General features: G+C 66.4%; 12 protein-coding genes. 8 read left to right on the top strand and 4 right to left on the bottom strand.

The window, feature by feature from the left end; all coding sequences use genetic code 11:
* Positions 1-14 precede the first annotated feature (14 nt).
* Both IAG39_RS17240 and IAG39_RS17235 read right to left on the bottom strand, forming a co-directional pair.
* Complete coding sequence (locus IAG39_RS17240) at positions 15-1,229, bottom strand: EAL domain-containing protein (protein WP_187523961.1); 1,215 nt, start codon at positions 1,227-1,229, stop codon at positions 15-17.
* Positions 1,229-3,985 (bottom strand): ATP-binding protein, encoded by a 2,757-nt coding sequence (locus IAG39_RS17235; protein WP_223283319.1) that lies wholly within the window; start codon positions 3,983-3,985, stop codon positions 1,229-1,231. The genes IAG39_RS17240 and IAG39_RS17235 overlap by 1 nt, the downstream gene beginning before the upstream one ends.
* A 286-nt stretch (positions 3,986-4,271) precedes the next feature.
* Here IAG39_RS17235 and IAG39_RS17230 point away from each other — a divergent pair, with 286 nt between their 5' ends.
* Positions 4,272-5,099, top strand: coding sequence for a hypothetical protein (locus IAG39_RS17230; protein ID WP_118931935.1), 828 nt, complete (start codon positions 4,272-4,274; stop codon positions 5,097-5,099).
* Between the two features lie 19 nt (positions 5,100-5,118).
* On the opposite strand, the gene IAG39_RS17225 is transcribed toward IAG39_RS17230, so the two are convergent.
* Positions 5,119-6,048, bottom strand: coding sequence for a LysR family transcriptional regulator (locus IAG39_RS17225; RefSeq protein WP_118931936.1), 930 nt, complete (start codon positions 6,046-6,048; stop codon positions 5,119-5,121).
* Positions 6,049-6,186: 138 nt separating this feature from the next.
* Here IAG39_RS17225 and IAG39_RS17220 point away from each other — a divergent pair, with 138 nt between their 5' ends.
* The 6 genes from IAG39_RS17220 (at position 6,187) to IAG39_RS17195 (ending at position 10,571) form a co-directional block, all read left to right on the top strand.
* Positions 6,187-7,410 (top strand): FAD-dependent monooxygenase, encoded by a 1,224-nt coding sequence (locus IAG39_RS17220; protein ID WP_118931937.1) that lies wholly within the window; start codon positions 6,187-6,189, stop codon positions 7,408-7,410.
* 245 nt (positions 7,411-7,655) lie between these two features.
* Positions 7,656-7,997: a low affinity iron permease family protein gene (locus IAG39_RS17215; RefSeq protein WP_373428966.1), complete on the top strand. Its 342-nt coding sequence runs from the start codon at positions 7,656-7,658 to the stop codon at positions 7,995-7,997.
* Positions 7,994-9,076, top strand: coding sequence for a flavodoxin family protein (locus IAG39_RS17210; protein WP_118931939.1), 1,083 nt, complete (start codon positions 7,994-7,996; stop codon positions 9,074-9,076). The genes IAG39_RS17215 and IAG39_RS17210 overlap by 4 nt, the downstream gene beginning before the upstream one ends.
* A gap of 39 nt (positions 9,077-9,115) precedes the next feature.
* Positions 9,116-9,382 (top strand): hypothetical protein, encoded by a 267-nt coding sequence (locus IAG39_RS17205; protein ID WP_118931940.1) that lies wholly within the window; start codon positions 9,116-9,118, stop codon positions 9,380-9,382.
* 84 nt (positions 9,383-9,466) lie between these two features.
* Positions 9,467-9,673 (top strand): hypothetical protein, encoded by a 207-nt coding sequence (locus IAG39_RS17200; RefSeq protein ID WP_124260345.1) that lies wholly within the window; start codon positions 9,467-9,469, stop codon positions 9,671-9,673.
* Positions 9,674-9,734: 61 nt separating this feature from the next.
* The gene (locus IAG39_RS17195; protein ID WP_118931942.1) at positions 9,735-10,571 is read left to right on the top strand and encodes a hypothetical protein; all 837 of its coding nucleotides are present in this window, start codon (positions 9,735-9,737) and stop codon (positions 10,569-10,571) included.
* Between the two features lie 3 nt (positions 10,572-10,574).
* On the opposite strand, the gene IAG39_RS17190 is transcribed toward IAG39_RS17195, so the two are convergent.
* Complete coding sequence (locus IAG39_RS17190; RefSeq protein ID WP_118931943.1) at positions 10,575-11,825, bottom strand: NnrS family protein; 1,251 nt, start codon at positions 11,823-11,825, stop codon at positions 10,575-10,577.
* A gap of 234 nt (positions 11,826-12,059) precedes the next feature.
* Here IAG39_RS17190 and IAG39_RS17185 point away from each other — a divergent pair, with 234 nt between their 5' ends.
* On the top strand, positions 12,060-13,337 hold the full coding sequence (locus IAG39_RS17185; RefSeq protein WP_059379680.1) for an MFS transporter: 1,278 nt from the start codon (positions 12,060-12,062) through the stop codon (positions 13,335-13,337).
* Positions 13,338-13,344 lie beyond the last annotated feature (7 nt).

The following is a 13,344-nucleotide window of genomic DNA, read 5'->3' as shown; positions in this document are numbered from 1 at the left end:
CGGCTTCCTCAACGTTAGGATGGGTTCATCGCCTGGCGCTCCAGGGCCAGCAGATTACTGAAGGCATCGGCGTCGACCGCGGCGGAAATCAGAAAGCCCTGTGCGCAGTCGCAGCCGATGCGCCGGAGAAACTCAAGGTCCTTGCCGGTTTCAACGCCCTCGGCCGTGATCTGGAGCCCCAGCTGCCGTCCCAACTGAACCGAAGACACGAGCGCGGCGGCGCGGCCTTCGTCGCCGGCGGCGCCGCTGACAAACGCCCGGTCGATCTTCAGCTCGGTGAACGGAGTGCAAATCAAGCTGTACATGGAGCTATATCCTATGCCGAAATCGTCTTGTGCCAAGCCGAATCCTTTCAGCCGCAATCTGCTTGCGCCCATATAGTATTGGCCTTGGACCGTGGTTGTCTCGTCTTCCAGCAATTCAAATGAGATTTCCTGCGGCGCCACGTCCGCGGCCAGCACGATGCGCTCGAGTTCGTCGGGCAGGTCCGGGTCGTCCAGCAGCTGGGTCGGCAGGTTCACGGATACGGGCATCCGGTATCCCTCCCGCCGCCAACGCGTGTAGGCTTCCAAGGCGTCTCCCAGCATCCGCAGGAGCAGCGCGCGGTCCAGCGAGTGGCGCCTCACCGCGGACAGGAACGATCCTGGCAGCATGAATCCGAATTCGGGGTGCTGCCACCGGACCAGCGCTTCGGCACTGACGATGCGGCCGCTGGCCAGCGCTTTCTTGGGCTGGAACCAGGCCCGCAGCTGCCCCTGCCGCAAGGCGTGTTCTAGGGTCCCGCGGTCGAACAAGACATCGGTATTGGCCAGCGAGGCCGGAGCGCGCGCTTCGGTTCGACTTTGCCGCAGTTGGCTGGTCAACTGCCGGGCGTGATCCGCCGTCAGCGGTTTCGCAAACGTGCCCAGCACCGCCAGGCCTTTTTCCTTTGCCATCAACGCCACGCTGTTCATGATGCGGCGCGGACACGCAGACACGATGGCCAGCATGGGATTGTGGTGCAGCGTGGCGAGCCGGTCGATGAACTGAACGCCGTCCATGCCCGGCATGTTCAGGTCGATCAGCACGAGGTGATAGGGCGCTACGCCGATCATCTCCAGCGCGGCTTCGGCGGATGCAGCGACGTCCGCGGGGGCGAATCCGGCGGCTTCCAGCAGCGTCGTCATGTGGACGCATTGGAGGGGGTGGTCTTCCACGACCAGAATCCTGTAGTCGGCGAGCTGCTTCATCATGAGGCTTCCTTAAGGGCAACGAGGGTTTGGCGCAATGCGTCTATGGGTAAGGGCTTGAGCAGGACCTTGGTCATGCCGACGGCGGCGCTGCGCCGCAGGTCTTCGGTGAATGCGTTGGCCGTGATACCGACGACGGGGCGGGTATAGCCCTGGCTTCGAAGGGCCAGAGTCAGTTCATGACCGTCCATCTGGGGCATCTGGAGATCGGTCAGGATGGCGTCAAAAGCGGTCACGTCCGGACGGGCCAAGGCTTCGCGGCCGTTGGCGGCCAGAACCACGGTGCAGCCCAGATGTTCCAGCTGCTCCCGCAAGATATGCTGGCTGACCAGGTTGTCCTCGACTACCAGCAGGCGCATGTCCAGAACCTCGCGCACGGCCTTGGTTTCGAGGGATTCCTTGGCCGCCGCGCCATCCTGCGCCTGGCGCACCGCGGCGGCGATATCGGCCAGGCTGTAGGCGTTGGCCATCCAGCTGCTGCGCGCCTGGTCCTGGCGGGGTAGCGTGCCGGGAGGGCATGCAATTACCCGGGCGCCTGACCAGTGCGACGGGTTCGGGACCCGCGGCCAGGCATCCACCAACACGCCGGCTTCCGCCTGGTTGTGGTCTTCGGCTTGGTAAGGCAGGGCCAGGGCGCCCCAATGGCGCAGCCAGTGGCACAGGTTGTTGACGACTTCGTTCACGGCGCCGCGCACGAAGACCGGCGTAGCGTCCAGGCGGACCCTCGTGTCATCGCGCACGCCGCCGGCCAATGGCAGCGTCAGGTCCAGCGATATGCTGGTGCCGAGGCCGGGCTCGCTGACAGCTTGGAGCGATCCGCCCATCATCTCCGACAGGCGCGCGCAGATCGCCAGTCCCAGTCCGGTGCCGGGAACAGCGCCGGACTGGCCCGATTCGGCGCGATAGTAGGGTTCGAACAACTGGGTGTGGTGTTCCGGCGGAATCCCGACACCCGTGTCCGCTACCTGGAACCTCAGCGTCGCGGTCTCCGTGCCGCTGCGCAAGACCCGCAGGCGCAACACGATTTGGCCCGAATCCGTGAATTTGATGGCGTTACTGACCAGGTTGTTGAGTATCTGCCGCGTGCGGGTAAGATCGCCCAGCACCGACGCAGGCGCTTGCACGTCGGCCACCGCATAGAGGTGCAGTCCCTTGCTTTCGGCGCGCGCGGCATAGCCGCTGACCACGGCGTCCAGCAGCTCCGCCGGAGAATAAGCCTCTGACTCCAGCTCCAGGTAGCCGGCTTCGATGCGGGACAGGTCCAGCGTGTCATTGATGGTGCGCAGCAGCGTCGATGAGGACTGCTGCATGGTTTCCAGGTATTGGCGCTGTTGGTTGTCGACCGCCGTCAGGCCGAGCATTTCCAGCGTGCCCAGGATGCCGAACAAAGGCGTCCGGATTTCGTGGCTCATGGTTGTCAGGAACACGGTCTTGGCGTGGTTCGCGGCGTCGGCATCGAGCTTGGCCCGCATGATCGAGCGCTCTACCTGCTTGAAGGGTGTGATGTCGTTGATGCCGCACAACACCACCTCCTGGCCGCGATAGGTGATGCCGGCAAACGTGATGTGGACGTTGCGGCCGTCCTGCAAGGCGTACTCGCGCGTCGAATTGAGGCCGGCGGAGGTGGCCGCGCTGCACAGCAGGCCGGCATCGCTGAGCAGCCATTGGCGGGCCAGTTCATTGGACAGGATGAGCTTGTGGTCGGCGCGCCGCAGCAGGCACAGGCCCACCGGCGCCACCTCGACGAGCTTGCGGGTCAGCGACACGCTGTCGGCCAAGGCTTCGTATTGCTGGATGGCCGGCGCGATCAGTGTTTTCTTGATATGCCTCGCGCCAAGGACCACTGCCGCGAGCAGCAGGACCGCGGCGGCCAGTGTCGCCTGGACCGCAAAAGCCGTGTTGCCGAGAATGCGGCTGATTGGCGTGTGGTAGACCAGCCGCCAGCCTGCCGCGCCGACGGATTTGTTCAGCACCACATACTCGGGCAGCAGCCCGGGTCCCGACCAGCCGAAGGAGTCCGCGTGCGCGTCGCGCGGGCTGGACATGGCCAGGAACGAGGCGGCCGGACTGTGCAGCACGGGTGCGCCGTCCTGGTCGTACAAGGCGTAGCTGCCGCCGATCAGGGGCGACAGATCGATGGCGGCATCGATATCCACCACTTCCAGGCCGATCCACCCCGAGTCCGGTGCGGTGGAATCCATGGGCGTGTACAGGTACAACCGGTTTGTCTGATCCATCGGCGGCCTGAGCCAGACGATCGGATGGCGGCCGGCGGGGTCCAGGCTGGGATCGGCTGCCGCCAGCGCGCGCGCAATCCAGCGCTGCTTGGCCGGGTCCATCTCGTTCTGTTCATGTCCAGGCAGCGGCACCAGCAGGGAGGTCTGGCCCGTGCGCACCGAGCTGTACAGCAACTGGGTATGGGCAAGACCTACGTCGTTCAGGTCGCGGGGGGTGAGGATCAGGGCCCAGTCGTAGGCGTCCTGCTCTTCCTGCAGCGGAAACACCTCGATCTGCCGCGTATTGCCGAAGAAGCGCGGTGTCTGGGAGACCGGCGCGCGGTCCGTGTTGCGCACCGCGGAAGAGGACAGGGAGCGCAGCAGGATCTCCCGTTGGTCGAAAAAGAGCTGCGCGGTGTAGGCCGCGGCATTCATCTGGCGGCGATAGGCCGAAACGGTGTCGCTGAAGGCCCAATAGAGGGAGAGGGCCGCCGCGGCCCCAATGCACGCCAAGAGCGCGAGGGCGAACAGATGCAGCAATAGTGTCGGCCCTCTGAGGGGGACCTCGACATTGTCATGCGAGAGGGGTTGGGATTCCTGGACGGGCATGAGCCCATCGTAGAAACGGGGGGCGGCACGGAACATCAAAAGATTTTGAAAATGCTGGCCGCCGTCCTTCAGACTCGCTCTGGCGCATCCGAACGGGGGGCGCTTCCAGGACCTGGAGAATCAGAATCTTATGATGGGAGCGCCTTGCGGCGGTCCGTACTCTGGCGCCAGCAGGCTGAGCGCCGTTCCCGCGCCGGCGGAATCACAGAAAACACGCATGAACGTCAACGATAGGACCGAAGCCACGCCATGCCCGGGCAGTTCGCTGAAGATTCAGCCCATTCTGGACGCAAGCGGCGCCGTCTGCGAAATGGCGCTGGCGGGGGATTGGATGAGCCGCCAGCCCACGGGCGCATCGCACGCAGCCGCGGCATCCGCGTTGCGGGCCGCGTGCCGCATTCTCCAGGAGAGCGGCAGCCTGGCGCCGTTGACCATGGACCATCCGCTCAACGTGCACGCGGGGAGAGGCCTGGCCGAACAGCTTTGCCTCGATCTGCGCATAGCGGAGGTGGGTAGCAACTTGCTGCCGGATGGGCCCCTGCTCCGGGAAAGGCCGCAGCCGATTTACCCGAGCGTGCGCGTTGTGTTCAATATCCCGTTGAGCAGTCGCGTCGCCGAAGGCGCCGAGTTCTTCCGGCGCTACGGTGATTTCAAGGCCACGCTACGCGTCCGCCTTCTTCCCTGTAGCCGGGCCGGCGCGCCCACGCCATTCGGCGTCCTGCGCGCGGTGGGCCTGCGCGTGGATATTCCCGCGGGCATCAGCCAGGTCGATGCGTTGCAGGAGCAGTTCTTCAGCTTGCTCGGGCACGCGTCCAGAAAGGGCGTCAAAGTGCTGGCAAGCAGGATCCGGACCATCGAGGACTTCAATTGGCTGCGGTTGCAGCCTGATCTGCGATTTCAGGGCGACGTGCTGTCCACCGCCTTGAGCCTGTGCTACGTACGGCATTGGCTGTCAGGCGCCGGCGCCGACTGGCGCGCATTCCGGATGGGAGAAAAGGTCGATCCGGCCCGCTCGGCGCCCGACCTGGCGCCTAGCGACGGCTAGCGCGCGTGGCGCGGCATCGTCAGGATTCCGCGGTTGCCGGTCGTCCCGCGTTGCCCAACCGCAGCTGCATCAACTCCAGCAGCGCCCGCACCCGTGCAGTCACCGAATGGCGATGGCTGTATGCCCCCAGCAGTTGCAGTGGCGCCGGCCGCAGATCCAGCGGCACCTCCACCAGGCGGCCCGCGGCAAGGTCTTCCTGGCAGCCAAAGGCCGTCAGTATCGCGAAGCCTATGCCTTGGCGCGCGCCCGCGCCCGCCAGTTCGCCGCTGTTGACGCGGTAGCGGCTGCGGACCGGCACCTTGACGATCTCGCCGGCGGCGTCGACGAATTGCCAGGGCTGGCCTTTCAGCGCGCTCAGGGTGGTGATGCAGGGCAGGGACTTGAGTTCCCGCACGTGGCGAGGCGTTCCGGTCTGCGCAAGCAGGCTGGGCGCCGCGACCACGATGCTGGGCAGGGTGGCCAGTTCACGCGTGATGAAGGCGCTGTCGTCCTGCCGGCCGCGATGGAAGACGATGGCCAGGTCCACGTCTTCGTCCCGCAGTGACTCCAGCCCGCTCATGCGCGTATCGCATTCGAGTTCCACGCCGGGGTGCAGGCTGCAGAACTCGGCAAGGATGGGGGCCAACAATCTGGGCGCTTCGCCCGGCATGCACATTTTCAGGGACCCGCGCAGCTCGCGTTGCACCGCGCCCAGCTCTTCTTCGGTGGCGAGCAAGGCGTCGAGCAAGGGCTTGGCGCGTTCGTACAACAGCCTGCCGGCTTCCGTCATGCGCAGATGGCGGGTGCTGCGCTCCAGCAGGCGCACGCCCAGCCGGCGTTCCAGCGACGCGACGTGACGGCTGACATTGGATGACGGCAGCGCCAGCAGGCGGGCCGCGCCGGCGAAGCTCTGTTCGTCGACGACCGCCGCATAGACGCGGACGGTGTTCAGGTCGAGGGCGTCGCGCATGATTATCCCGATTGAGGTAATTAATAGGCCAATTTTGGAATGCTAGTTATCAAAAGTGGCGGACTCTAAGATGCCCCCATCGCCCGATGTAGCGCCGCTAGCGGCGCGTCGAGGCGGGCATTGAAGGAGAGCAAAAGCGTGGAAATCGGAATACTGGGCGGCGGCATTGCGGGCTTGAGCGTGGCGTTGGCGTTGCGCCAGCAGGGGCACAGGCCGCGCGTGTACGAACGCAGGTCGCAGCCCGCGGCCATGGGGGCTGGCGTGACGTTGTGGCCCAATGCGGGCTTTGTGCTCAAGGAGTTGGGGCTGTTGCAGGACATCGCGGCGGTAAGCGGCCGGCCGGCCGCGATGCGCCGGCTGGACGCGGCAGGCAATCCGCTGGGAGGCCTGGATATCGCGCTGCTGGACCGTTTGATGGGACACCCGACCCATACGGTATTGCGCAGGGATCTGCAGACGGTGCTGCTGGACGCTGCCGCGGCGGCCGGCATCCCGGTGGCGTACGGGCATCGGGCGGTGACGATCGAGCCGGACGGAGGCGGCCGGGCGGTGGCGCGGTTCGAAAACGGGCTGAGTATCCGCCCGGACCTGCTCATCGGCGCCGACGGTCGCATGGATTCGGTGGCGCGCCGCTATGTCGCGGGCGATAACGCGCCGGTCTACCAGGGCTTCGTGAACTGGATAGGCGTGGCGCAGGCGGATGACGCGCTGGTCGATGAAATCGCCATCCGGGACTATTGGGGCGCGGGTGAGCGCTTTGGCGCCGTGGCGGTGCGGCCAGGGCTGGTCTATTGGGCGGGGGCGCAGGCGCGGCCCTTGCGCGCGACGGCGCCTGCCACGGACCCGCGCCAGGAGGTAGAGACCTTGTTCGGCGGGTGGCCTGAGCCTGTCGCCCGCATCATCCGCGCAACGCCGGCGCATGCGGTCCATCTGATCTTCGTGCATGTTCATGAACCCTTGAAAATCTGGAGCCGGGACAACGTGCTGCTGGTGGGCGATGCCGCGCACGCGCCCTTGCCTACCTCGGGGCAGGGCGCGTGCCAGGCCCTGGAGGACGCCTGGCACCTGGCCCGATGCCTGGACGGCGGACACGATGCGCTGGAGGCGGCCTTGCTGCGCTTTGCGCAGCTACGCGCTCCCAAGACCGCGCAGCTGATCGAGCAGGCCAGGGTACACGCGCGCGGCCTGTTCGCCGCCGATCCCGAAACCTGCCGCATGCGCGATGAACGCGCCAAGGCCTCCGACCCCGTACGCGACGCGCAGGCCTTGGCGGCAGGGTGGGCACAGGGCTTGCCGATGACGGGCGGCGCACCGGACGCCTTGGGGCGCGATGTGGGCTTCGGCAGCCGGTATCGGGAATGAACCAGCCCCGGGCATGCGGCTTGCTGAGCGGACTGTCCGCTAGGACTGGACGCAACACCATGCCGAGCACCAGTATTCCCCGACGTCAGCAAGCCCGGGAGGGCGCGCGCCTGAGCCGGCCACTCCTTAGCCGGCCGCACCGCGCGGCACGCACCGGCCGAGCCTCAGGCGGTGGCGCCTCAGCCGGCCGCGCCAACCCCATCTCCCGGTTCTTCGACCATTTCGCCGCGCACGTGACCAGATGGGTGGGTTCGCCAATCGCCTTCGGGCTGGCGCTGATCGCCGTGATCATCTGGGCCGCGACCGGCCCGGCCTTCAGGTATTCCGAAATCTGGCAGTTGGTGATCAATACCGGGACGACCATCGTGACGTTCCTGATGGTGTTCCTGATCCAGCAGAGCCAGAACAAGGACAGCGAGGCGCTGCATCTGAAACTGGACGAATTGCTGATCGCGCTCAAGGGCGCGGACGAAGGGCTGGTCGACGCCGAGCGCCTGGACGAAGACAAGTTGCTGGCGTTGGCCGCGGCCTGTACCGCGCGCGCCCGGCAAGAGCGGCGCCGCAAACGCGCCAGGAGAGAACCATGACCGAAATCGGACCGTCGGTGCGCAAGGGACAGTATGGCGGCCCCCTTGCGCGGGAAGAATTCCGCCTGCGCTTCATGCGGCGCTTCTACGATCCAGCCTTCCAGACCGAGCGCGCCGCCCTCGAGCGCCTGGAGGCGATCGCATGGGATGCCTACGAAAACGGCCGCAAGGCGCCCCTCACGGCCAAGGCCGGCCCGGATTACGCGGACCCTGATTACGACCTGTCCGTGGAGTGGCAGGAAACCCGTGACCGGCTGGCGCGCGCCGCAGCAGTGCAGCGCGATCCGGCCACGCCGTCTCGTGTCCTGGTGATCGTCGGGGCCGCGCGCAATGACGGCACCTGTCCGGGGGAGGCTTCCAAGAGCTGGAGGCTGGCGCGTATCGTCCTGGATGAACTGCAAACAGCGGGCCTGCAGACGGATCTGCTGGATCTCAGCCGCCTGGTTTCCGAGTACGAGTACCGCATCCATCCCTGCAAGGGCTGCGTGTCGACCGCGATGCCCTTGTGCCATTGGCCATGCAGCTGCTACCCGAATCACTCGCTGGGACAGTCCAATGACGCCATGGCCGGCATCTACGAGCAATGGGTCGCGGCTCATGGCGTGATCCTGCTGGCGCCCACGTATTGGTACCAATCGCCCAGCCCTTTGAAGCTGATGATAGACAGGCTGGTGTGCGCCGACGGCGGCAATCCCGATCCCACGCTGACACGCGGCAAGGATCCGCTCAAGGCCAAGCAGGTAGAGCTTGCCGGTTGGCCATACCCCAAGCATCTGGCCGGCCGCGCCTACGGCCTGGTGGTGCATGGAGATGTGGCCGGCATCGAGGCGCAGCGGCGCGGCCTCGCCGATTGGCTGGACTGGATGGGGCTGATGGATGCCGGCGCGGCCTCTCGGCTGGACCGCTACATCAGCTATTACCGCCCGTATGCCACCAGCCACGACGACCTGGACCGGGACCAGGCGGTGCAGCAGGAAGTGCGCAATGTGGCGCGCGCCATGGCCAATTTCCTGCCGCGCCTGCGGCGCGGCGAATTCGAGGGACTAGACCAGGGCATCCGCGACCCTCGTCCCAAGTAAACCGCAGTAGCATGAAAGCAGGATTCGACAGGAGGCCCCATGGAACACGCCAGATGGGATTTCGAGCTCGAGCGTCCGGTTGAGCAACAGGGCAGCTGGAGCATTGCTTACGTACTGGTTCCGCCGGCGGCGGGCGCGCCGCAAGAGCGTATTGCCGTCGAAGAGCGCTTCGCGTCGGCCCAGGTTGCGATCGACGAAGCGACGCGGCTGGCCCAGATCCACGTCGCGGACCTGAACGGCGATACGGCGTCTTTCGAGAAACCGACGGACACGGAAGTGCCGTTCGGCAAGAATCCGCGCTTCTGATGCCTCTTGCGCTGGCTTGGTGGCATGGCGCTTGCTAATACCGGGCTGCGGCGGATTTCGCCGCATTTCCTGATAGGTGCCGTGATGCCCCAGATCCAATTCGAGTTGGCCTTGCATCCGATAACGATGGCGTCCGTGCCGCCGCCCGGGACTGCCGTCCAGCGGCCGCCGCCGGTGAACCCGGACGACGCCAGTGACAGCGCTCAGGGCGACGAGGTGCCCGACGAGGACATCGAACCCGCCGACACGACGGCCAAGGACAACGCCGCCGAGGGTTCGGCCGACAGGTAACCTAAAATGGCGCTCCGATCATTTCAAGGCGCTCCAGGCGCCGCCTGCCCAGGTTCTCTCCATGCAAGAAAACACGTCCGCCGCGCTGCCGGCATCCGGAACGCCGCAGCGCCAGCGATTCGAGTCGCTCGCGCGCACGCTAGAAGAGCAGCGCGCCCGCCTGCGGGGGTGGCAGGCCGTGCTGCCCGAATACCAGAAGAAATACGAGGACGTGCTGGCGCCGCTGGAGACGGTCGAGGTCGAACTGAAGGCCAAGCTGGTGGCCTGCTTCGACCACGCCTGCAAGCAGAAGGAGCTGACCAAGGCGGAACGCGCCCTGGCATCCGAAATTGCCGCGCAGCTGGCGCAGGAGACGCTGGACGTCATCGTGCTGGACGGCACGCCGGCCGAGTGCGACACGGACAGGCTGAAGGCCTTGTATCTCAAGCATGCCGGCTCGGATTACGACGCCAGCGCGGAAGACGTACAGGACGAGGGCGGGGTCGAAGTCGAAGCGCCGCCGGCCCAGGCGGCGGCCGGCCGGGCTGCGCCGGCGCCCGAGACGCTGGCGGAAATCGACGCCTTGGCGGCTGCCGGTCCGGATGGGCTGGCTGGCGTCGATGAGGAACGCTACGCGCAGTACAACCAGGCGCTGGACGCGCAGCTCGCCGTGTTGGCCGGCGACATCGCGGCCGCGGAAGACGGCTTCAAGGCCAAATACCATTTCGATCCCGCGCAGTCCATAGATCCTGCCGACCTGATGGAAGACCTGGACGCGGAGATCGCCGATGCCGAGGAATACATAGGCGAACTCGAGTTCGAGTTGTCGCAGTTCGTGGACATGCAGCAGGTCAAGGCCTGGCTCAAGGCCATGAAGCAGCAGCTCGCGGCCACGCGCCGGCGCGAAGGGCGCGGCTGAGGCTCAGGCGGCCGGACGCCGCCCGACCGCCACCACCTTCATCACTGGCGCTGCGGTCTTGCCCGCATCGGCCCGCGGCCGGATCATCATCGGGAAGAAGCGCCACAGGTACAGCGCGAAGGCTAGCGCCCAGGCGGTGGCCGAGGCGTGCAGGAAGCCGATGGCGGCGGCGGTCGGGAGCAGGGCGGCCAGGCGCAGCAGGGCTGCCAGAATCATCAGCGCATAGCTCAGCACCATGCTGCGGTCAGTCTGCAACGGCCGGCCCAGGTGGCCGAGCGCGGTGCGCGTGACCATGCCCAGGATCAGCACCGAGAATCCGGCCACGCCGATCACGTGGGCGGGCCAGGCGGGCCGCAGCACGTAGCCGGCCAGTTGCGCCGCGCCCACCAGAAGGCCGATGCCCAGGCCGCCGTACCCCGCGTACAGAATCCATAGCAGCGGCACCTTGCGTACCGCCCAGGGCTTCCACGATACCCATTGCGCCAGGGCGATCAGCCCGGTCGCGGCCAATGCCAGCGCGGCGACTTGCGGCTGGCCGGCAAGCAGGCAGGCGATGGCGACGATGCCCGTGCCCAGTTGCCAGTGGCCGCTGCGGGTGTGCGGCGGGATGTCCAGCCCCGCAACGGCGCGCTTGGCGAAGAAGGGGATGACGCGGCGCGCGATCAGCAGCGTCAGCACCGCCATGCACAGCAGGCCGGCGTTGAAGTAGCGCATCAGTGCGAAGTAGTCGCCCTGGACCGAGGCCCAGAGGTAGAGCGCGTCGGTGGCGGCCAGGCCCAGCAGCAGGAAGGGAATGCCGTAATTGCGTTGATTGCGCGTGACGGCGACGGCTCGGCCCAGCGCGCCCGCGGCCCACAGGAAGAACAGCAGATCCGCCGACGCGGCCACCACGAAGGCCGGGCGTCCTGGCACGAGATAGCCCGCGCGTGCCACGATCCACACCGCGCACAGGACCGCCAGAGGCGTGCCGCGCAAGGGGTTCTTGCCGGTCCAGTTGGCGCCTGCCGTCAGCAGGAAGCCGACCGCGATGGTGGCGACGAAGCCCCACAGCATTTCGTGCGCATGCCAGAACATGCCGTTCAACACGCCCGTCAAGCGGGCAGGGGCATGCACCCACAGCAGCACGGACGCCAGCGCCCAGAAGCAGCCGGCCAGGTATAGCGGCCGGAAGCCCATTTCCGTGAAGGCGCTCCATTGGGGCTTTGCGCGGCGGGGGGCCGCCGCCGGCTCTTCGATGCTAAGCAGCGTGCTCATGTGGGTAGTCGCGGCGCCGTTTCGGCTTCGCTTTTAAAGGTGTATTTGAAATGCATATTAATGCGTCCGGCGCTTTGCCGCCAGCGCGGCCGCTTGATCCAGCGCAAGCCGGGCCGGCAAGAAAGGGGTGACTAGTCACATCGGCACGGGGCTTCTGGTCGGCTGGCGAATGGTCCGCAAGGCCCGCCATGCCTAGGCTAGCCACATGTCTTCGTGAGTAAAGCGAGAGTAACCATGGCAGCAAGTCAACCTTCCGCCGGCGCGCCGATGCGGGTCCTGATTTCAAGCACATTCGCCTTCACCATCTGTTTCGCGGTGTGGATGATCTTTGCGGTGCTGGGCATTCCCATCAAGCAGCAACTGGGCCTGTCTGAAACCGAGTTCGGCCTGCTGGCCGCCATGCCGGTGCTGACCGGTTCGCTGGTGCGGGTGCCGCTGGGCATCTGGACCGACCGCTACGGCGGGCGGCCGGTGTTCTTCATCCTGATGCTGCTGGCGGTGGTGCCGATCTGGCTGCTGTCCTACGCCACCGAATACTGGCAGTTCCTGGTGCTGGCGCTGTTTGTCGGCCTGACGGGCGGCTCGTTCTCGGTGGGTACGCCCTACGTGGCGCGCTGGTTCCCGCGCAACAAGCAGGGCCTGGCGATGGGCGTGTTCGGCGCCGGCAACTCGGGCTCGGCCATCACCAAGTTCGTGGCCCCCGCGCTGATCGCGGCGGCGGGCGGGGCCTGGGTCATCGTGCCCCAGGTCTATGCCGTGGCGTTGCTGGTCACCGCCATCCTGTTCTGGCTGTTCTCTTCTTCCGACCCCTCGCACCGCGTCAAGAGCGGCGCCAGCCTGTCGGCGCAGATGGCCATGCTGAAGGACCCGCGCGTCTGGCGCTATTGCCAGTACTACTCGGTGGTGTTCGGCGGCTACGTGGCGCTGGCGCTGTGGATGACCAAGTACTACATCGGCGAATACGGCTTCGACATGAAGCTGGCGGCGTTGCTGGCGGCCTGCTTTTCCCTGCCCGGCGGCGTGCTGCGCGCGGTGGGCGGCTGGATCTCCGACCGCTACGGCGCCTACAAGACCACCTGGTGGGTGATGTGGGTGTGCTGGGTCGCGTTCTTCCTGCTGAGCTATCCGCAAACGGAATTCACCATCGCAACGGCCAACGGCCCGCGCAGCTTCGGCATTGCGCTGGGACCGGTCACCTTCACCGTGCTGCTGTTCGTGGTCGGCATCGCCATGGCCATCGGCAAGGCCTCGGTCTTCAAGTTCATCTCGGACGAGTTCGGCGAAAACATCGGCGCCGTGTCCGGCATCGTCGGCCTGGCCGGCGGCCTGGGCGGCTTCGTGCTGCCGATCATGTTCGGGGTTCTGCTCGACCTGACGGGCGTCCGCTCCAGCGCCTTCATGCTGCTGTACGGCACCGTCTGCGTCTCCCTCATCTTCATGCATTTCAGTTTCCGGCCGGAAAGCGCGGCCATCGCCCGGCAACACGCCGTCTCTCCTTCCACCACCTCCTGAGAGTATC

The sequence above is a fragment of the Achromobacter xylosoxidans genome (genome assembly GCF_014490035.1).
Lineage (GTDB): Bacteria > Pseudomonadota > Gammaproteobacteria > Burkholderiales > Burkholderiaceae_B > Achromobacter > Achromobacter bronchisepticus_A.
This window is presented reverse-complemented; position numbering and strand designations above follow the sequence as displayed.